The 18,038-nt window shown below is 67.8% G+C and carries 15 protein-coding genes and 1 pseudogene; 8 read left to right on the forward strand and 8 right to left on the reverse strand.

Going from position 1 to position 18,038, the window contains the following annotated elements; genetic code table 11:
- Positions 1–292: pseudogene (locus AC1DKQ_RS08080) on the forward strand (pyruvate dehydrogenase (acetyl-transferring), homodimeric type); the annotation flags it as partial.
- Between the two features lie 21 nt (positions 293–313).
- Positions 314–940: a nicotine blue oxidoreductase gene (gene nboR / locus AC1DKQ_RS08085; protein ID WP_476918654.1), complete on the forward strand. Its 627-nt coding sequence runs from the start codon at positions 314–316 to the stop codon at positions 938–940.
- Positions 941–1,039: 99 nt separating this feature from the next.
- Here nboR and AC1DKQ_RS08090 read toward each other — a convergent pair whose 3' ends face one another.
- On the reverse strand, positions 1,040–1,684 hold the full coding sequence (locus AC1DKQ_RS08090) for a uracil-DNA glycosylase (RefSeq protein WP_476918655.1): 645 nt from the start codon (positions 1,682–1,684) through the stop codon (positions 1,040–1,042).
- A 92-nt stretch (positions 1,685–1,776) separates the two neighbouring features.
- Here AC1DKQ_RS08090 and AC1DKQ_RS08095 point away from each other — a divergent pair, with 92 nt between their 5' ends.
- Positions 1,777–2,301, forward strand: a complete 525-nt coding sequence (locus tag AC1DKQ_RS08095) for a DUF488 domain-containing protein (protein ID WP_476918656.1) — start codon at positions 1,777–1,779, stop codon at positions 2,299–2,301.
- Between the two features lie 91 nt (positions 2,302–2,392).
- Here AC1DKQ_RS08095 and AC1DKQ_RS08100 read toward each other — a convergent pair whose 3' ends face one another.
- From AC1DKQ_RS08100 to AC1DKQ_RS08125, 6 genes are all read right to left on the reverse strand, one after another.
- Positions 2,393–3,376, reverse strand: coding sequence for an aldo/keto reductase (locus AC1DKQ_RS08100; protein WP_476918657.1), 984 nt, complete (start codon positions 3,374–3,376; stop codon positions 2,393–2,395).
- 47 nt (positions 3,377–3,423) lie between these two features.
- Positions 3,424–6,372, reverse strand: a complete 2,949-nt coding sequence (locus AC1DKQ_RS08105) for a molybdopterin-dependent oxidoreductase (protein WP_476918658.1) — start codon at positions 6,370–6,372, stop codon at positions 3,424–3,426.
- 2 nt (positions 6,373–6,374) lie between these two features.
- Positions 6,375–7,397 carry an FAD binding domain-containing protein gene (locus AC1DKQ_RS08110; protein WP_476918659.1) on the reverse strand — a complete coding sequence of 341 codons (1,023 nt, stop codon included), beginning with the start codon at positions 7,395–7,397 and terminating at the stop codon, positions 6,375–6,377.
- Complete coding sequence (locus AC1DKQ_RS08115; protein ID WP_476918660.1) at positions 7,388–8,686, reverse strand: XdhC family protein; 1,299 nt, start codon at positions 8,684–8,686, stop codon at positions 7,388–7,390. The genes AC1DKQ_RS08110 and AC1DKQ_RS08115 overlap by 10 nt, the downstream gene beginning before the upstream one ends.
- A 17-nt stretch (positions 8,687–8,703) precedes the next feature.
- Positions 8,704–9,198 carry a nucleoside deaminase gene (locus AC1DKQ_RS08120; RefSeq protein WP_476885379.1) on the reverse strand — a complete coding sequence of 165 codons (495 nt, stop codon included), beginning with the start codon at positions 9,196–9,198 and terminating at the stop codon, positions 8,704–8,706.
- A 306-nt stretch (positions 9,199–9,504) separates the two neighbouring features.
- The gene (locus AC1DKQ_RS08125) at positions 9,505–9,672 is read right to left on the reverse strand and encodes a hypothetical protein (protein WP_476885380.1); all 168 of its coding nucleotides are present in this window, start codon (positions 9,670–9,672) and stop codon (positions 9,505–9,507) included.
- Positions 9,673–10,067: 395 nt separating this feature from the next.
- Between AC1DKQ_RS08125 and pucL the strand changes: the two genes are divergently transcribed.
- A complete protein-coding gene (pucL, locus tag AC1DKQ_RS08130; protein WP_476918661.1) occupies positions 10,068–10,976 on the forward strand; it encodes a factor-independent urate hydroxylase in 909 nt (302 codons plus the stop codon).
- A 108-nt stretch (positions 10,977–11,084) separates the two neighbouring features.
- The gene (locus AC1DKQ_RS08135; protein ID WP_476918662.1) at positions 11,085–12,593 is read left to right on the forward strand and encodes a nucleobase:cation symporter-2 family protein; all 1,509 of its coding nucleotides are present in this window, start codon (positions 11,085–11,087) and stop codon (positions 12,591–12,593) included.
- A 98-nt stretch (positions 12,594–12,691) separates the two neighbouring features.
- On the opposite strand, the gene AC1DKQ_RS08140 is transcribed toward AC1DKQ_RS08135, so the two are convergent.
- Positions 12,692–13,447, reverse strand: coding sequence for an IclR family transcriptional regulator (locus AC1DKQ_RS08140; RefSeq protein WP_476885483.1), 756 nt, complete (start codon positions 13,445–13,447; stop codon positions 12,692–12,694).
- Positions 13,448–13,653: 206 nt separating this feature from the next.
- Here AC1DKQ_RS08140 and AC1DKQ_RS08145 point away from each other — a divergent pair, with 206 nt between their 5' ends.
- Genes AC1DKQ_RS08145 through AC1DKQ_RS08155 form a run of 3 tightly spaced genes read left to right on the forward strand, consistent with a single transcriptional unit; the run spans position 13,654 to position 18,026 of the window.
- On the forward strand, positions 13,654–15,066 hold the full coding sequence (locus AC1DKQ_RS08145; RefSeq protein WP_476918663.1) for an NAD-dependent malic enzyme: 1,413 nt from the start codon (positions 13,654–13,656) through the stop codon (positions 15,064–15,066).
- Positions 15,067–15,101: 35 nt separating this feature from the next.
- Positions 15,102–16,700, forward strand: a complete 1,599-nt coding sequence (gene aceB / locus AC1DKQ_RS08150; protein WP_476918664.1) for a malate synthase A — start codon at positions 15,102–15,104, stop codon at positions 16,698–16,700.
- Positions 16,701–16,703: 3 nt separating this feature from the next.
- Positions 16,704–18,026: a DUF6986 family protein gene (locus AC1DKQ_RS08155; protein ID WP_476918665.1), complete on the forward strand. Its 1,323-nt coding sequence runs from the start codon at positions 16,704–16,706 to the stop codon at positions 18,024–18,026.
- Positions 18,027–18,038: the final 12 nt, after the last annotated feature.

Raw genomic sequence — 18,038 nt, forward strand, 5'->3', positions numbered from 1 at the left:
CGGCCCGATCGTGGCAGTCACGGACTACATGAAGGCCGTGCCGGACCAGATCCGCCAGTTCCTGCCGAACGAGTTTGCCTCGCTCGGCGCCGACGGCTTCGGCTTCTCGGACACCCGCGCCGCGGCACGCCGCTTCTTCAAGAACGACACCCACTCGGTCGTGGTGAAGACGCTGCAGCTGCTCGCGGCGAGGGGCGACGTCGAGGAGGGCGCGCCGTCGTACGCCATGGACCGCTACAAGCTCTTGGACGTCAACGCCGGCACCACCGGCGGAGCAGGCGGCGACGCCTGAGGGGCGCGCTAGGGTGGGCAGATGAGCGATAGCGGGGCACCGGGCAATGGCAGAACACCCGGGACGACGGCGGTGCTGCTGGCCGCCGGCGCCGGGACGCGGCTGGGGCTCGGGCCCAAGGCGCTGCTCCCCTTCCGCGGCCGCACGCTGGTCGAAGTGCTCGCTGACGTGCTGCTCGCGGGCGGCTGCCGCGAAGTGGTGACGGTGCTCGGCGCGGATGCGCCAAGGGTCCGCGCCGCCACCGACCTCAGCCGGCACCGGGTCATCGTCAACCCTGGCTGGGACACCGGGATGGGCAGTTCGTTCCGGGCTGGAGTTGCCGCGGCGGCCCCGGAGAACCACGTGCTCATCGCGCTGGTGGACCAGCCCGGCCTGACCCCGGAGACTGTGGCCCGGCTGCTGGCCGCCCACCGGCCAGGCCGGGTCACGGCGACCGCCTACCGCGATGCGGAGGGGAAGCTGCAGCGGGGACATCCGCTGCTGCTCGATGCCAGCCTTCGCGCTGAAGCCGCGGAAACAGCCGCGGGCGACGCCGGAGCACGCGTCTTCCTGCGGGCCCACCCCGACCTGGTTGATCTGGTGGATTGCAGCGACCTCTCCGGCGGCGAGGACCTCGACTCCCCCGACCAGCTGCACCTCCTTGAATAACGCCCCTCAATTAAGAACAACCTCAATTAAGAACAACGCGGGGTCAGATACGGCCCATCAAAGGCCCTCCGATGGGCCGTATCTGACCCCGCGTTGGTTTTAGCGCGAGTGAGCTAACAGCTCCCGGAGGCCGAGCTTGAAACCGGACCGGCCGCCGTGGGCCGGATGCCTGATTTTCGGCACGTCCAGGCCGCTGCGCTGCAGGCTGCGGTGCGCCACATTGCCCACGGCCACCACTGATTCGATGGGAAAGATGTCCGACAGCGCCTGCCAAAACGGAGTTCCCAGCGCAGCCTCGGAAGCCCTTGGCGTTCGGTTGGACAGCGGCCGCCCGGGTACGTGGGTGTGCCACGGGCAGGCGCTCCAGAGAAGGGGCAGGAAGTCCAGCTCGGCCAGCACGTCCCACATCACCGTGGCCGTCGGTTCCGCCGCGATGCCCGCAGCATCCGCCGGCAGCACGTAGCCCTTTCCCGGCCCGAACAGCCCGAACGCGTTGGCGGGGCCCTCGAACATGGTGCGGTTGGTGAAGGGAACGCCGGTGATCCTCATACCCCGGAATCCCGGCGCCTCGCCCAGCAATAAGACCTTTGGGGCGCGGTCCTGCATCTCCCGCAGGTAGATGGCCAGGTTCCGCCGGCGTTGCGCATTCCCAGGCACGGTGTGATCGAAGAAGTTGTTGCACTCCGGACCCGTTGCCACGGCGGCAAGACGTTCAACAAAGCCATCGATGGAAGATGAAGTCATTCCGCGTCCGTTTCGTTGACAGCCGGTAGGTCACCCAGAATATCCGGGCGGCTCCACCGACACGGGCATCCTTGCCGCCTTAGCATGGGGACATGACGGACATGACCATCTTCACGGTGGGGCACTCTACTCATCCCATCGGCGAATTCATCCGCATCCTGCAGGCCCACGGCGTTAAGAAGCTGATCGACGTGCGAACCGTCCCGAAGTCGCGCCACAATCCACAGTTCAACGGCGACGCGCTGGCGGCGAGCGTGCGGGCCTGCGGAATCACGTACCGTCGAATGGAATCCCTCGGCGGCCTGCGGCACGCCCGAAAGGACAGCCCCAACGGCGCCTGGCGCAACGCGTCGTTCCGGGGATACGCGGACTACATGCAGACCGAAGAATTCTCCACGGCCATCGACCAGCTGCTGGAGGGCAGGCGGACCAAGGATTCCGTCATCATGTGCGCGGAAGCAGTCCCGTGGCGCTGCCACCGCTCGCTGATCAGTGACGCCCTCCTGGCCCGGAATGTCGGAGTGCTGGACATCATGACGGAGAAGTCCGCGAAACCCCACACTCTGACTTCCTTCGCACGGGTTGAGGGAAAGCGGGTGTGGTACCCGGCGGCCTAGCGTCGGGTATGGCACCACAACGCGGGGTCAGTTACGGCCCAAGAAACCGCCCACAATGGGCCGGATGTGACCCCGCGTTGGTTTCACAGTCCTACCAGCGCGGGTGGATCGATTCTCGGAAGTAGCGGTCATAGATTTCGCGGACGCCGACGTCGAACGTGTCGTCAATGCCGCTGGCATCTGCCGCGGCGGCGTTGGCGCGCGCCTGGTCCACATTCCGGGCGCCCGGGATCACCGTGCTGACGCCGTCCTGCGCCGCGATCCAGGCGATGGCCGCCTGGGCGGTGCTGACGCCGTCCGGCACCAGTTCCTCGAACTCGGCCACCGCTTTGAGGCCCTGGCCGAAGTCCACGCCGGAGAAGGTTTCCCCGACGTCGAACGCTGATCCGGTGCGGTTGTAGTTCCGGTGGTCGTCCGCCGCGAAGGACGTCTCCGCAGTGTATTTGCCGGAGAGCAGTCCGGAGGCGAGCGGGACGCGGGCGATGATGCCAACCCCGGCGGCCTCCGCCGCGGGCAGCACCTCGTCCAGCGGCTTGAGCCGGAAGGCGTTGAGGATGATCTGCACGGTGGCGGTGCCTTCGTGGCGCATGGCCTCGAGGGCTTCCTCGGTCCGTTCCACACTGACGCCGTAGTTGCGGATGACGCCCTCGGCCACGAGGGTGTCCAGCGCGTCGTAGACCTCGGCGTTGCTGTACACGGCCGTGGGCGGGCAGTGCAGCTGGACCAGATCCAGCTGCTCGACGCCCAGGTTGCGCCGCGACCGGTCCGTCCATGCGCGGAAGTTGGTGAGGTTGTAGTTCTCCGGGCGCTGCTCCATCCGGCGGCCCATCTTGGTGGCCACCGTGATCTCCAGGCCGGGGTTGTCTGCCAGGAACGCTCCAATGGCCTGTTCGCTGTGCCCGTCCCCATACACGTCCGCGGTGTCGAAGAACGTGACACCCGCTTCGGCGGAGGCGGCCAGGAGGGCCTGCGCCTGCGCGGGGTCGACGGTGCCCCAGTCGGCGCCCAGTTGCCAGGTCCCCAGGCCAACGATGGAGACGTTCCGTCCGGTCTTGCCCAAGATTCGCTGTTCCATCGTCCGACTATAAGCCCGAACTGCAACGCGGGGTCAGATACGGCCCATTATGGTCCCTCCGATGGGCCGTAACTGACCCCGCGTTGGTTTTCCTTCAGGCCCAGGTAGATCTTGTCCCGGGAGATGGGCAGCTGGGAGAACCTCACGCCGGTGGCGCTCCGGATGGCATTGGCGAGCGCCGGTGCCACCGGGTTGAAAGGGCTCTCGCTCATGGACTTCGCGCCCAGCGGGCCCAGCTTGTCGCTGGTGTCGGCGAAGTAGACCTCGCTGCGCGGCACGTCCGCGAACGAGGGGACGTGGTACTGCCGCAGGACGTCGGTGGTGACGCGGCCGGCGTCGTCCACCTTGACCTCCTCGTAAAGCGCGGAGCCGAGGGCCTGGGCGATCCCGCCTTCGATCTGGCCGCGGCACTGGCGCGGATTGACCACAACGCCGGCATCGGCCGCCTGCACGCTTTGCAGGATCCGCAACTCCCCTGTCCCGGTGTTCACGGCCACCCGGAAGCCCTGGACGTTGAACGCCACCGAACGCGGCGTCCCGCCCCAGCGCCCCTCCGCGGCGAGCTCGACGCCGGCCCGGTCGGCGGCGGCGAAAATGTCCGTCAGGGGCACCCGGGTTCCCTCGCAGGCCACGGCGTCCCCGTCCAGCACGCAGCCGGAGGACGGCACGCGGCGGATCCCGGCCGCGAAGGCGCGGATGCGGAGTGCGAGCTCCTCTGCGGCGGCCAGCGTCGCTTTGCCCGCCACCACGGTGCCGGCAGATCCGAACGCACCGGAATCGTGGTCCACGAGATCGGTGTCGGACTGCCGCACGCTGACGCGGGCGGCGGACGTGGCCAGCGCGGTGGCCGCGAGCTGCGCGTGGACGGTGGTGGTGCCGTTGCCGAATTCTGCCGTCCCGACGTCGACGGCGTACGTCCCGTCGGGCAGGAGCCGGAGCCTGGAGTGGGCAAAGTGGCCGCGTGGCGGGACGGTGTCGATCATGGACAGGGCCGTCCCTTCCCCGACCACCCAGTCCGGGCCCAAGCTGTGGAGCCCTGCCGCACGGTAGCGCCCCCGTCCACGGGCCAGGGCGTCCTCCACCAGCTTGGTGCACTGGTCCAGGCCGTAACTGCCGTAGCGGACGTCCTCCTGGGGCTCGTCGCTGATGGAGAGCATGTCGTCGCCTTCCCGGACCATGTTCCGGCGGCGGAACTCCAGGGGGTCCATGCCGATCCCTGTCGCGAGCTCGTCGATGCCGGATTCGATCGCGAAGATCATCTGGCTGAGCCCATAGCCGCGGAAGGCACCCGACGGCACGGTGTTGGTGTACACGGCGTGGGCGTCCACTTTCTTGTTGGCGCACTTGTACACCGCCAGCGACTCGCCGCAGCCGTGGAACATGACCCCAATGGCGTGGTTGCCGTAGGCGCCCGTGTTGGTGAGCACCTCCAGCTGCAGTGCGGTCAGCCTGCCGTCGCGGCTGGCGCCGGCCTTGAGATGGATGGCGAAGGGATGCTTGGTGGTGGCGGCGGTGAACTGTTCGGTCCGGGTGAATTCAAGCTGCACAGGGCGGTTGAGCTTCAGCGCGGCCAGCGTGACGACGTCCTCGGTGAGCACCTCCTGTTTACCGCCAAAACCGCCGCCTACCCGTCCCGCCACCACCCGGATCTGCTCTTCCGGCAGGCCGAAGACCCGGCACAGGGTCCGCCGGACCAGGAATGGGACCTGGCTGGATGAGCGGATCAGCAGGCGCCCGTCACTGCCGAAGGAGGCGATGGACGCATGGGTTTCGAGCGCCGTGTGCTGCACCCGTTGGGTCCTGTAGGTGTGTTCGTGGATGAAGTCCGCCGCGGCGAACCCGGCCGCCACATCGCCGAGCTCGGAGTGCAGTTCCGCCACGACATTCCGCTCCGGCCGGCTGATGCGGGCCGTGGCCGCGTCCTTGTCCCCGTGCAGGGCGGGGGCCCCGGGGAGCATGGCGCGCTCCGGGGTGAAGACGGCGTCCAGTGCCTCGTAATCGACTTTCAGGGCCCGCACTCCTGCCTCCGCTGCCGCCACCGTCTCGGCGACGACGGCGGCGACGCGCTGGCCGATGAACCGGACGACGTCGTCGAACACGCGGGTGTCGTCAGGGTCGTCGGTGTAGAGCTCGTGCTGCGCAGTGGAAAACAGCTGCGCCGGGGAGTCCTCGTGGGTGAAGACGGCCGCGACGCCGGGAATCGCCAGCGCGGCCGCCGCATCGATGGAGCGGATCCGGGCGTGGGCGTGCGGGGAGCGCAGCAGCTTCACGTGCAGCAGACCGGGCAGTTCCTCGGCCGGGACGTCCAGGGTGTAGCGGGCCTGACCCGTGACGATGGCGAGGCCCGCGGGGGCGGGAACGTCGTCGCCCAGCTGTCCGGGGCGCGGCTCCGGCCGGCCGTGCCCCGTTGTTGCCGGGTCCGTGCCGGAGGTTTCCGGACGAGGCATGTTGGTACCAGGGGGTTCCGCACGAGAGGCGTCCGGGCGTGGGGTGTCCGGGCCTGGGGGTTCCGAGTGGCTCCCCCTGCCGCAGACGGCGTCCTCGATGGCCGTGTACCCGGTGCACCGGCACAGGTTGCCCTTGAGGTTCCGCGGCAGGTCCGCCTTCTGCTCATCATCGAAGGTGGCCGCCGTCATCACCATACCGGCCGTGCAGAAACCGCACTGGAAGCCCTGCCGGTCCAGGAACTGCTGCTGCATCGGATGGAGTGCGGGGCCGCCAGGGTACTCAGGTCCGCTGGAGGCGCAGGTGGCAGCCAGTCCTTCCACCGTGGTGACGGCGCGGCCCTGGGCGCGGACGGCAGGATAGATGCAGCTGTGCACCGGCACCCCGTCCACATGCACCGTGCACGCGCCGCAGTCGCCAGCGTCGCAGCCCTTCTTTACGCCCAGGTTCCCCTGTTCCCGAAGGAACGTCCGCAGGCACTGGCCGGGACGGGGTTGAGCCTGCGTCGGGACGCCGTTGATCTCAATTGGGCCGTTGCTCTCGACTGACATGCTCAGGCCCCTTCCGTCCGGGACCCGGCGCCCGGGGACCCGGCGCCCGGGGACTCGGTGTGCCGGGAGGCGCTCGGCGACTCCGGGTTCGGGGACTCTGTCCGCACGGGCCTGGCACGCGGCGGCCAGAAGTCACCGGATACCCGCAGCCGATCGCGGCCCGCCGGGGCCGTGAGTTCGACCTGGATTTCCTGGGCCAGCCGGTACGTCATGTCTTTGCGCCAGGCGGGCAGGCCGTGGACGTCGTCGTGGTACAGCTCATCGGGGATGGCGTCATCCAAGGCCTCGAAGAGAGTGTCGGAGAGGGCGCCGGCGGGCGCCGCCGCTGAGGGCTTGAGGCGCAGCTGCACCGGAAGCTTGGTGGCTGCGGTGACGGTCAGGACCAAGGCGCCGCCGGCGTCGAGTCTTCCGATCAGCAGCACCGCGGACCTGCCCAGGTTGCTCAGAGACAGTCGGCGGAAGGCCACCGGTGAGGACAGGGCCGACGCCGGCAGGATCACGCTGCGCAGGAGCTCGCCGGGAGCGAGGGCGTTGGTCCCGTCGCCCGTGACGAAGTCCAGCACCGGGAGCGTGCGGCAGGCGTCGTCGGGACCCAAAATGGTGGCCGTGCCGTCGAGCGCCGCGCAGAGCGAGATCATGGGCCCGGCCGGCAGGGAGGTGCACAGATTGCCGCCCACCGTGGACATGGTCCAGACCTTGAAGGAAGCCACAAAGGACTCGCAGCAGGGGCGAACGAGCTCCACGCCGGGCCAGTCCCCGGCCACTCCCCGGCCCGCGTCCGAATCAGGGAACGCATACAGCTGCGCGATGGTGCAGGTTGCCGCCAGCTCGATGCCCGCCGCCGAAAGGGCAACGGGTGTCCAGTCCGTAGAGCCGAGGTCCAGGAGACGCCGGAGTGGTTCCGGTCCGGAGTCAGGGCTCCCGGCGGAGAAAAGCACGGTGCCACCCGCGAGCCAGGCGTCGCCTTCGCGCCACTGCGCCGGATCCGCGGTGCGGACCACGGCCTCGATGGTGTTCAGGTCCACGGGGCCTCCTGAGGTTCGGGCATGCCGGCGCTGCTGTCGAAACGATTGCTGCCGTCATGACGGCTGCTCTCGTGATGACTGCTGTTCTGATGACTGCCGTTCTGATGATCTGGGGCGTACCGGTGAATAGGGCCGCTGGTGTCCTTCAGGGACACGCTGCCCTGGGCCGGCCCGGCGGCCCTGCTCCGGCTGGCCACGAGTTCTGCCGCGATGGACACCGCGACCTCCCCGGGCGTGAGGGCCCCGAGGTCCAGGCCGATGGGTGAGTGCAGCAGTGCCAGGTCCGCATCGGCCACGCCGGCTTGCCGCAGGGCATCGATCCGGGCGCAATGGCTGCGTCTGGACCCCATGGCGCCGACATAGGCCACGTCCAGGCCGAGCGCGGCCTGCAGGAGCGGGACATCGAATTTGGGATCATGCGTGAGCACACAGATGGCCGTCCGGGCGTCGGTGCGGCCGGCGCGCGCCTGGTCCGCCAGGTACCGGTGCGGCCAGGCCGTGGCTACCTCGTCCGCGGCGCTGAACCTGTCCTGCTGCGCGAACGCCGGGCGGGCATCGCACACCGTGACGTGGAAGCCCAGGAGTTTCGCGGCCGGCACCAGGGCCGCACCAAAGTCGTTGGCGCCGAAGATCAGCAGGCGCGGCGCGGGCAGCCGGCTCTCCACCAGCAGGCTCACTGGTTCCGGCTGGCAGTCCCCCGCGGGCGCGATCCGGACCAGCCCGGTACGGCCACCCCTCAGCAGCGGTTCCAGCTGCGCGGCCGCCCCCAGCAGCATGCCGGCACCGGCGGAACCGCCTGCTCCCAGCAGCGCAGCGAGCTCGGCCGACTGCAGCACCCGGAAGGCCGCCGGGTCAGGAACCACGACGGCGCCGCCTCCGCCGGCGTCCACCCTGCGGATCAGCGCCGCCCCGCCGGCCGGGGGCCTCCCGGCCAGGGCGTGCAGGCTGTCCAGCCGCAGCCGGCCCGGCCCTGTGCCCAGGGGTTCGATGTGGATTTCCAGCCCGCCGCCACAGGTCAGCCCGGCGGCAAACGCGTCCTCGGCGCTGTAGCCGAAGAACTCCCGGCGCGTCCCGCCGTCGCGCAGCGCCTCCAAGGCCGCCTCCACCACGGCCCCTTCAACGCAGCCGCCGGACAGGCTGCCCAGCACCTCGCCGGCCTCCGAGACCAGCATGGACGTGCCCACCGGCCTCGGCACCGAGCCGGCGGTGCCCACCACGGTGGCCACTGCGCAGCGCTGCCCTAACGCGGCAGGCCGCCAGGTGCCCAAGTGCGGGAGCAGATCCAACATGGCCGCAGTCCCCGGCGCTAATAGTCGGTCCTGGACTCGAGCGAGTTCCAGGCTTTGAAGGGATCCAGGGCCGCGGGAGCCTGCGGGTCTGTGAGGTTCAGCCTGCCCACCGGCATGAGCGCGCCGCGCTGATCGTTTTCGAAATATTCGTAGAAGAGGGCGTCATCGAACCCCGCGGCCGCGGCATCGTGCCGGTCGGCGGCGAACACCACACGTGACACCCGAGCCCACAGCGCGGACGCCAGGCACATGGGGCACGGCTCGCAGCTGCAGTAGAGCGTGGCTCCGCTGAGGTCGAACGTGCCCAGTTCACTGCACGCGCGCCGGATGGCCGTGACTTCGGCGTGAGCGGTGGGATCGTTGGTGGCAGTGACGCGATTGACGCCGTCGAACGCGTGCCCGTCCGCAGTGACCACCACCGCACCGAACGGGCCGCCGCCGTTCAGGACGTTGGCTGTGGCCAACTCGATGGATCTCGCCAGGAACTTCTGGGCCGTATCGGTTGTAGTCATGCCGCCACTCCCTACCTGCGGAAGCCGGTACACCGCGACGGGAATGCAAGGGCCGGATGCGACGGTGACCAGTCTTCAGCATGTGCCTTGAAGGTTGCGCCTGGTAGATAGCTTCCCGGATCCCGGGCCGCCCGCCGTTGGCAAGATTGACAGTAGCACCGGGACCTCGGCACGGCGCGCCCTATTTTGGCGGAAGCCCGGTTTCGTTATGTGAAATCTCTATTTCCGGGTCTTCACGCCCGCGTCCTGCTTCGCTACGGCCCTGCTTCGTTACCGTCCTACTTCGCCACGGTCCTAAGAAACGCCCTACCGCCCAAAGAGCGGCAAAGCGCGGAGCCATCGGGAAAAGCCGCGGTCCGTCCGCTCGCAGTCGGCCGGAATGTAGAAGTCCGGGTCGGTTGCGCCGAACGGCAGGTACAGCTCCTGGCCGGGCGCCGGAAAACCAACGGCACTGTCCTTCTCTTGCGAGTCCACGGACTCCTCCTCATTCAATGTGTGGCTACTTCCTCGCACCGGGTTGAATCATTCCAGCGAAGTTCCACAATTTGGAAATAATTTATTGTTATATGGAAAAGGGTAGAGCCGATGGAGTCGGCGGTCAAGGGTGCACTCAAGGGCCGCGGCCATTCCGGTCACAAACCGATTTTTCGAAAAGTGATGTACACCACGCGGAGACCGGGCTACGCTTAATCCCAATTCGTGGCGCAGGTCACGTAACCTGGGAGCAGCAGGCAGGGTCGTAATGAGCTGGCATCAACTGATGTCGGCTCATTTTTTGTGGGCCGACGGAATGAGAAACGCGCGGGAAACAAGCGCTTAATTTCTATGTGGGACTTTGGTGCCACATACCTGAAGTTGGGAATCAGACCATGAGCAACAAGATCGTCCTCGGCCACAACCAGTACGGAAAAGCCGAAGTCCGGGTCGTCAAGATCACCAGGGACACCGAGCGCCATGAGATCGAAGACCTGAACGTCACCTCGCAGCTGCGCGGGGATTTCGCGGCGGCCCACCTCGAAGGCGACAACGCCCACGTGGTGGCCACGGACACCCAGAAGAACACCATCTACGCCTTCGCCCGGGAGGGAATCGGCTCCCCGGAGGCCTTCCTGCTGCGGCTGGGCAAGCACTTCACTTCGAACTTCGACTGGGTCACCGGCGGCCGCTGGGCGGCCGAGTCCTACAAGTGGGACCGGATCCAGGCCCACGGTGCCGGGCACGACCATTCCTTCGTCCGCAGCGGCCAGGAAGTCCGCACCGCGGTCCTTGTCCGCGACGGCGGGACCGAGCACCTCATTGCCGGCCTCAAGGACCTCACCGTGCTGAAGTCGACCCAGTCCGGGTTCAGCGGCTTCCCGCGGGACAAGTACACCACCCTGCCGGAAACGTCCGACCGTATTCTCGCCACGGACGTATCGGCCCGCTGGCGTTTCAGGGCCGGCACCGACTTCGGCACCCTCGACTTCAACAAGAGCTATGAGGACGTCAAGAGCCTGCTGCTGGAGGGGTTCAGCGAAAAGTACTCCCATGCCCTGCAGCAGACCCTCTTCGACATGGGGGCCAAGGTCCTGGAGGCGCACACCGAGATCGACGAGATCAAGTTCTCCATGCCCAACAAGCACCACTTCCTCGTTGACCTCTCGCCGTTTGGCCTCGACAACCCCAACGAGGTCTTCTTTGCCGCCGACCGCCCCTACGGCCTGATTGAGGCCACGGTCCAGCGTGAAGACGCCGCCCCGGCGGAGATCGCCTGGGCCGGGATCGCCGGCTTCTGCTAGGTCCCCCGAGCCAGCCGGCCCGGGCTTTCCGGCGCCGGCACGCCAGAAACGTTAGCCAGACATTGTTAGCCGGACGACGACGTCCGCCATGAACCAAGAAGGTCTGCCATGAACGCACGTAAAAAATTGACCGCCCGGCCACCGCGGCCGCCTCGGACCGGCGGCACTGCCCGTCCCGAGGACGAACGGCTCTCCATCGGAAGCAGCTTCGCCTACGGCTTCCAGCACGTCCTGACCATGTACGGCGGCATCATTGCCGTCCCGCTGATCGTCGGCCAGGCCGCCGGCCTGGCTCCGGCCGACGTCGGGGTCCTGATCGCCGCCGCCCTGTTCATGGGTGGCCTCGCAACACTGCTCCAGACCCTCGGGGTGCCGTTCTTCGGCTCCCAACTTCCCCTGGTACAGGGCGTGTCCTTCGCCAGCGTGGCAACCATGGTCGCCATCGTCACCGGCGGAGGGGGCCTCCCGGCAGTCTTCGGCGCCGTCATTGCCTCGGCAGCCATCGGGTTGTTGATCGCGCCGGTGTTCTCCAAGATTGTCCGGTTCTTCCCGCCGGTGGTCACCGGAACAGTCATCACCACCATCGGCCTCACGCTGATGCCTGTGGCGGCCAACTGGGCCATGGGCGGAAACAAGAAGGCCGCGGACTACGGGAGCGTGGCCAACATTGGGCTGGCGGGGATTACCCTGGCCCTCGTGCTCCTGCTGAGCAAGGTCGGCAGCGCCACGATTTCCCGCCTGTCCATCCTGCTGGCCATGGTGATCGGAACGGGAATCGCCGTCGTGACGGGAATGGCGGACTTCTCGAAGGTCGGCGACGGCCCGATCGTGGCCTTCCCCGCACCGTTCCACCTTGGTGCACCCACCTTCGAGGCCGCCGCCATCATCTCCATGCTGATCGTGGTTCTGGTGATCCTGACCGAGACCATGGCCGACATCCTGGCCGTCGGCGAGATCGTGGGCACCCGGGTCGACTCGAAGCGGATCGCCGCGGGCCTGCGGGCCGACATGGTTTCCAGCCTCGTGGCGCCGGTCTTCGGTTCCTTCACGCAGAGCGCGTTCGCCCAGAACGTCGGCCTGGTCGCCGTCACCAAGATCAAGAGCCGCTATGTGGTGGCGGCCGGCGGCGTCATCCTGGTGCTGCTGGGCCTGCTGCCGGTGCTCGGCCGCGTGGTCGCGGCGGTTCCCACGGCCGTCCTGGGCGGCGCCGGGATCGTGCTCTTTGGCACGGTGGCCGCGAGCGGCATCCGCACGCTGGCCAAGGTGGAGTACAAGAACAACATGAACCTGATCATCGTCGCCGCCTCCATCGGCTTCGGCATGATCCCGATCGCCGCCCCTACGTTCTACGACAAATTCCCCAGCTGGTTCGGAACGATTTTCCACTCCGGCATCAGCTCGGCGGCCGTCATGGCCATCTCGCTGAACCTCCTCTTCAACCACCTGAAGAAGGGCAACTCGGAGGACCAGTCGGTCTTCGTCGCCGGAACAGGCCGGGTCATCCGCGAGGAAGACCTCAAGTGCCTCGCCGACGGCGACCGCTATGAGAACGGCAAGCTGATCGACTGTGACGGCAAGGAAGTGCCCGTGGAGTCCGCCGCGGCCTCCGAACACTAGCCACGAAAGCCACCAACGGCCTGAGCGTTGCGGCCCCTCCCCGGAAGGGAAAGGGGCCGCAACCTGGCCTGGCAAACTGCAGCACGGCCGCGGGGGCTTCAGCTCTTGTTGAGGTCCTGGGAGATCGCCAGGGCTGCCTCGCGCAGCAACGGCACCGCCCGGTCCGCGAAGGACTCGTCCACGCGGGAAACGGGCCCGGAGACGGAAATCGCCGCGGGGGTCGGCGCATTGGGGATGGCAATGGCGAAGCAGCGGACGCCGATCTCCTGCTCTTCCTCATCGATGGAATAGCCGCGGCTGCGGATCAGCTTCAAGTCGGCGAACAGGGACTCGACGTCGCCGATGCTCTTCGGCGTGGGCGTGGGCATACCCTTCCGGGTGACGATGCCACGCACCGTCTCATCGTCCAGCTGGGCCAGGATCGCCTTGCCCATGCCGGTGGCATGCATATAACCGCGCCGGCCCACTTCGGTGATCATCCGCATGGAGTGCAGGGACGGGACCTGGGCCACGTACATCACCATGTCGGAGTCCAGCACGGCCATGTTGGCGGTTTCGCCGAGCCGTTCCACGAGGGACTGGAGCTGCGGCCGGGCGAGCGCACCCAGCTGCTTGTTTGCCGCTTCGCCCAGGCGGATCAGGCGCGGGCCCAGGGCATACCGGCGGTTCGGCAGCTGCCGGATATAGCCCAGGGAGACCAGTGTGCGCAGCAGCCGGTGGATGGTGGGAAGCGGCAGATCGGTGGAGGACGAGAGTTCACTGAGCGTGACGTCGCCGCCGGCATCAGTAATCAGTTCCAGAAGTTCGAAAACGCGTTCAACGGACTGCACGCCTCCGGGGGCTTTTTCCGCCATAACTTTGCTCTCCTGAGGGTTGCTCACGACAAATTTTATCCACATCGTGAAAAAAGTGCTTAGTAGACCCAAGATACCGTACCGCCGGGCCATCGGCGACGAACCCTGGGGGGCTTGTATTTCCACACAGTAGATAATAATATCCATCATACGAAATAAGTGAGCACAGTGAGAGCCCGCCCGCGGGCCGACTAGGAGGAAATTCAATGGCGAATCCCAGCCCCGGAAATTCGATCATTCTGCGCGTGGAGGCGCCGTCCAGCTTCACCGCCACCAGCGAACTGGCCGCCGCCGTCGGCGCCGCCGGCGCCGCGATCACAGCCCTGGACGTCACCGAGTCCCACCACGAGACCCTGGTAGTCGACGTCACCTGCAACACCACGGACGACCGCCACGCCGCCCGCGTCAAGGACGCGCTGAACGCGCTCGACGGCGTCACGGTCCGGAACGTCTCGGACCGCACCTTCCTGATGCACCTTGGCGGCAAGCTGGAGGTTGTCCCGAAGGTCGCCCTGCGAAACCGCGATGATCTCTCCCGTGCCTACACCCCCGGTGTCGCCCGCGTCTGCCTGGCGATCGCGGAAAACCCCGAGGCCGCCCGCAACCTGACCATCAAACGCAACACCATCGCCGTCGTGACCGACGGCTCCGCCGTCCTCGGCCTGGGCAACATCGGCCCGGCGGCAGCGCTGCCGGTCATGGAAGGCAAGGCCGCGCTCTTCAAGCAGTTCGCCAACGTCGACGCCTGGCCGGTCTGCCTGGACACCCAGGACACGGAGGAAATCATCCGGATCGTCAAGGCGCTCGCCCCGGTCTACGGCGGCGTTAACCTTGAGGACATCGCCGCGCCGCGCTGCTTCGAGATCGAAACCCGGCTCCGCGAGGAACTCGACATCCCGGTCTTCCACGACGACCAACACGGAACCGCAATCGTCACGCTGGCCGCCCTGGCCAACGCCCTGCGCGTGGTGGACAAGGAACTCGCCAAGGTCCGGATTGTCGTTTCGGGCGTCGGCGCGGCCGGCTCCGCCATCATTGCCCTCCTCAAGGCGCAGGGGGCCCGCAACATCATCGCCGCCGGCCGCTCGGGAGCGATCCACTTCGGCGAACAGTACGACGACGAGCACCGCACCTGGATTGCCGAGAACACCAATGAACGGGGCTTCTCCGGAACGCTGCACGAAGCGCTCAAGGGAGCCGACGTCTTCATCGGCGTCAGCGCACCGCACGTGATCGGCGAAGAACACGTGGCATCCATGGCCAAGGACGCTATTGTGTTCGCCATGGCCAACCCCACGCCGGAAATCGACCCGGTGGTCGCATCACGGCACGCCGCCGTGGTGGCGACCGGCCGCAGCGATTTCCCCAACCAGATCAACAACGTCCTGGCGTTCCCGGGGTTCTTCCGCGGGCTGCTGGACGCGGGGGCGGCGGACATCACCCCCGAGATGCTCGTGGCCGCCGCCGAGGCGATCGCCAACCGGGTGGCGGACGATGAGCTCAATGCCAGCTACATCATTCCCAGCGTCTTCGACCCCCACGTTGCCGCCGACGTCGCCGCCGCAGTTGCCGCGGCGGCCCATGCGGCAGCCCCGGCCGCCGCGCTGACCCACGCCTGATTCGCCGCCTGATTCACCAACCAGGAAGGACCACAATGGCCCTCACCATTTCAGCCCACCGCCCCGTTGACCGTGCGGAGGAGATCCTCACTCCCGGGGCGCTGGCCTTCATCGAGCAACTGCACCAGCGTTTCGCCGGCACCCGCGGGGAGCTGCTCAAGGCCCGCGCGGTCAAACGCGACGAGGTGGCCCGCACCGGCCGGCTCGATTTCCTGCCGGAAACCCACGATATCCGTGAGGGCGACTGGACGGTGGCCCCGGCCCCCGCAGCCCTGCAGGACCGCCGGGTGGAAATGACAGGCCCTGCCGCACCGGCCAAGATGGCCATCAACGCCCTGAACTCCGGGGCCAAGGTCTGGCTCGCGGACCTCGAGGACGCCAGCACCCCCACCTGGTCCAACGTGATCGAATCGATCCTGAACCTCCGCGACGCCGCCGCCGGCACCCTGGCCTACACCTCCCCGGAGGGGAAGGAATACACCCTCCGCACCGACGCCCCGCTGGCGGTCGTTGTCGCCCGCCCGCGCGGCTGGCACATGAGCGAGCGCCATCTGCTAATCGACGGCGAACACACCGTGGGCGCCCTGGTGGACTTCGGCCTGCACTTCTTCCACACCGCCCGGCAGCTGCTGGAGAACGGCCATGGCCCGTACTATTACCTGCCCAAGATGGAGAGCCACCTCGAGGCCCGCCTCTGGAACGAGATTTTCGTCTTTGCCCAGGACTACCTCGGCATACCGCAAGGCACCATCCGCGCGACGGTCCTGATCGAGACCATCCCCGCAGCGTTCGAAATGGACGAGATCCTCTACGAACTCCGCGACCACGCGTCCGGCTTGAACGCGGGCCGCTGGGACTACCTGTTCAGCATCATCAAGTATTTCCGCGACGCCGGCCCGCGCTTTGTGCTGCCGGACCGCGCCACCGTGGCCATGACCGCGCCGTTCATGCGCGCCTACACCGAACTGCTGGTCAAGACCTGCCACCACCGCGGCGCCTTCGCCATGGGCGGCATGGCGGCCGTCATTCCCAACCGCCGCGAACCTGATGTGACCGCCCAGGCGTTCGAGAAAGTGCGCGCGGACAAGACCCGCGAGGCTAACGACGGCTTTGACGGTTCCTGGGTGGCCCACCCGGACCTGGTGCCGGTCTGCCGGGACGTCTTCGACGCCGTGCTGGGCGAGAGGCCCAACCAGCTGGACAGGCAGCGCCCTGAAGTCTCGGTCACCGCAGACCAGCTCCTGGACATCGCCTCCGCCCATGGCACGGTGACCGAGGCAGGCATGCGCCTGAACCTCTATGTCGCCGTCGCCTACACAGCGGTGTGGATTTCGGGCAACGGTGCGGTGGCCATCCACAACCTCATGGAGGACGCCGCGACGGCGGAGATCTCCCGCTCGCAGGTCTGGCAGCAGATCCGCAACCAGGTGGTCCTCGCGGACACCGGCAGGACCGTTACGCGCGAGCTGGTCTCCGGGATCCTGGCCGAGGAAACCGAAAAGCTCCGCGGCGAGGTGGGCGAGGACGCCTTCGCGAAGTACTACCTGCCCGCCAGCAAGCTCATTGGCGACATCTGCCTGTCCGAGGACTACACGGACTTCCTCACCACGCCGGCCTACGAACGGGTGGGCTGAGCCATGGCTGGATCTCCCTCCGGACCACTCTCTGGGTCTCCCTCCGGGCCGCGCTCCGGGTCGCTCTCCGGCGCCGACCTGAGCCGGATCGATGCCCAGCTCGCGGCAACGGATGAACTGCTGCAGCGGAACTATCCGGGCGACGACGGCACCCGCCAGCCGGTACACACCGTCTACGTCCCGGCCGACCGCTTCACCCCGGACTTCACCGCCGACTGGGGTGCCCATGCCCTGGCTGCAGCCGATGCCCACGGCGGACTGGAACGGCTCGGCACCCTACTCGGCCAGGACCCGGCACTGGCTGGCGCCGTCGCATCCCGCGTCGCCGCGAAGCTGGCCAGCGAGCCGATCGAGGACCTCCGGCTGGACTTCGAGGACGGCTACGGGGACCGAGGTGACGACGCCGAGGACGCCGACGCCGTCGCGGCCGCGGCCGCCGTTGCCGCCGCCGTGGCGGACGGCAGTGCCCCGCCGTTCATCGGGATCCGGTTCAAGTGCTTCGAGGCGCCCACCCGTGCCCGCGGGCTGCGCACGCTGGACCTGTTCGTGTCCGGCCTCGCGGCCGCCGGCGAGCTCCCCGAAGGTCTGGTCCTCACCCTGCCCAAAGTCACCACCGTGGCCCAGGTGCAGGCTATGGACTACGCCGTGTCCCGGCTGGAGGAACTCCACTCGCTGCCCGCCGGACGCCTACGGTTTGAAGTGCAGGTGGAAACGCCGCAGCTGATCCTGGGCCCGGACGGCACCTCCCCGGTGGCGCAGCTGCCGCACGCCGTCCCCGGGCGGATCAGCGCCCTGCACTACGGCACCTACGACTACTCGGCGTCCCTGCAGATTTCAGCCGAATACCAGTCCATGGAACATCCGGTGGCTGATTACGCCAAAGAGGTGATGCAGCTTGCCGTCGCCGGCACCGGCATCCGGCTCTCCGACGGATCCACCAACATCATCCCGGTGGGCGAGAACGTGGAACAGGCCTGGCGGCTCCACGGCCGGCTGGTCCGCCGCTCACTGGAGCGCGGCTACTACCAGGGCTGGGATCTTCACCCTGCACAGCTGCCGAGCCGCTTCGCCGCCACCTACGCGTTCTACCGGCAGGGGCTTCCCGCCGCCGCCGCGCGGCTCCGCAACTATGCGGAGCGCACCGAAGGCGGCGTTATGGATGAACCCGCCACCGCACGCGCACTGGCAGCCTTCGTGCTGCGGGGCATCCAGTGCGGTGCTGCCGGCGCAGACGAAGTCCTGGAGCTGACCGGCATTGGCTTGCCCCAGCTGACCGTCCTGGCACACCCCCGGCTGGCACAGCCCGCCGCCTCCCACAACCACTGACCCATTCACTGA

This window comes from Arthrobacter sp. 05L421, from assembly GCF_056397785.1.

Coding starts and splice junctions, on each gene's coding strand:
- nboR (WP_476918654.1), top strand. CDS start 314: ATGAGCGATAGCGGGGCACCGGGCAATGGCAGAACACCCGGGACGACG.
- AC1DKQ_RS08090 (WP_476918655.1), bottom strand. CDS start 1,684: ATGACTTCATCTTCCATCGATGGCTTTGTTGAACGTCTTGCCGCCGTG.
- AC1DKQ_RS08095 (WP_476918656.1), top strand. CDS start 1,777: ATGACGGACATGACCATCTTCACGGTGGGGCACTCTACTCATCCCATC.
- AC1DKQ_RS08100 (WP_476918657.1), bottom strand. CDS start 3,376: ATGGAACAGCGAATCTTGGGCAAGACCGGACGGAACGTCTCCATCGTT.
- AC1DKQ_RS08105 (WP_476918658.1), bottom strand. CDS start 6,372: ATGTCAGTCGAGAGCAACGGCCCAATTGAGATCAACGGCGTCCCGACG.
- AC1DKQ_RS08115 (WP_476918660.1), bottom strand. CDS start 8,686: ATGTTGGATCTGCTCCCGCACTTGGGCACCTGGCGGCCTGCCGCGTTA.
- AC1DKQ_RS08120 (WP_476885379.1), bottom strand. CDS start 9,198: ATGACTACAACCGATACGGCCCAGAAGTTCCTGGCGAGATCCATCGAG.
- pucL (WP_476918661.1), top strand. CDS start 10,068: ATGAGCAACAAGATCGTCCTCGGCCACAACCAGTACGGAAAAGCCGAA.
- AC1DKQ_RS08135 (WP_476918662.1), top strand. CDS start 11,085: ATGAACGCACGTAAAAAATTGACCGCCCGGCCACCGCGGCCGCCTCGG.
- AC1DKQ_RS08140 (WP_476885483.1), bottom strand. CDS start 13,447: ATGGCGGAAAAAGCCCCCGGAGGCGTGCAGTCCGTTGAACGCGTTTTC.
- AC1DKQ_RS08145 (WP_476918663.1), top strand. CDS start 13,654: ATGGCGAATCCCAGCCCCGGAAATTCGATCATTCTGCGCGTGGAGGCG.
- aceB (WP_476918664.1), top strand. CDS start 15,102: ATGGCCCTCACCATTTCAGCCCACCGCCCCGTTGACCGTGCGGAGGAG.
- AC1DKQ_RS08155 (WP_476918665.1), top strand. CDS start 16,704: ATGGCTGGATCTCCCTCCGGACCACTCTCTGGGTCTCCCTCCGGGCCG.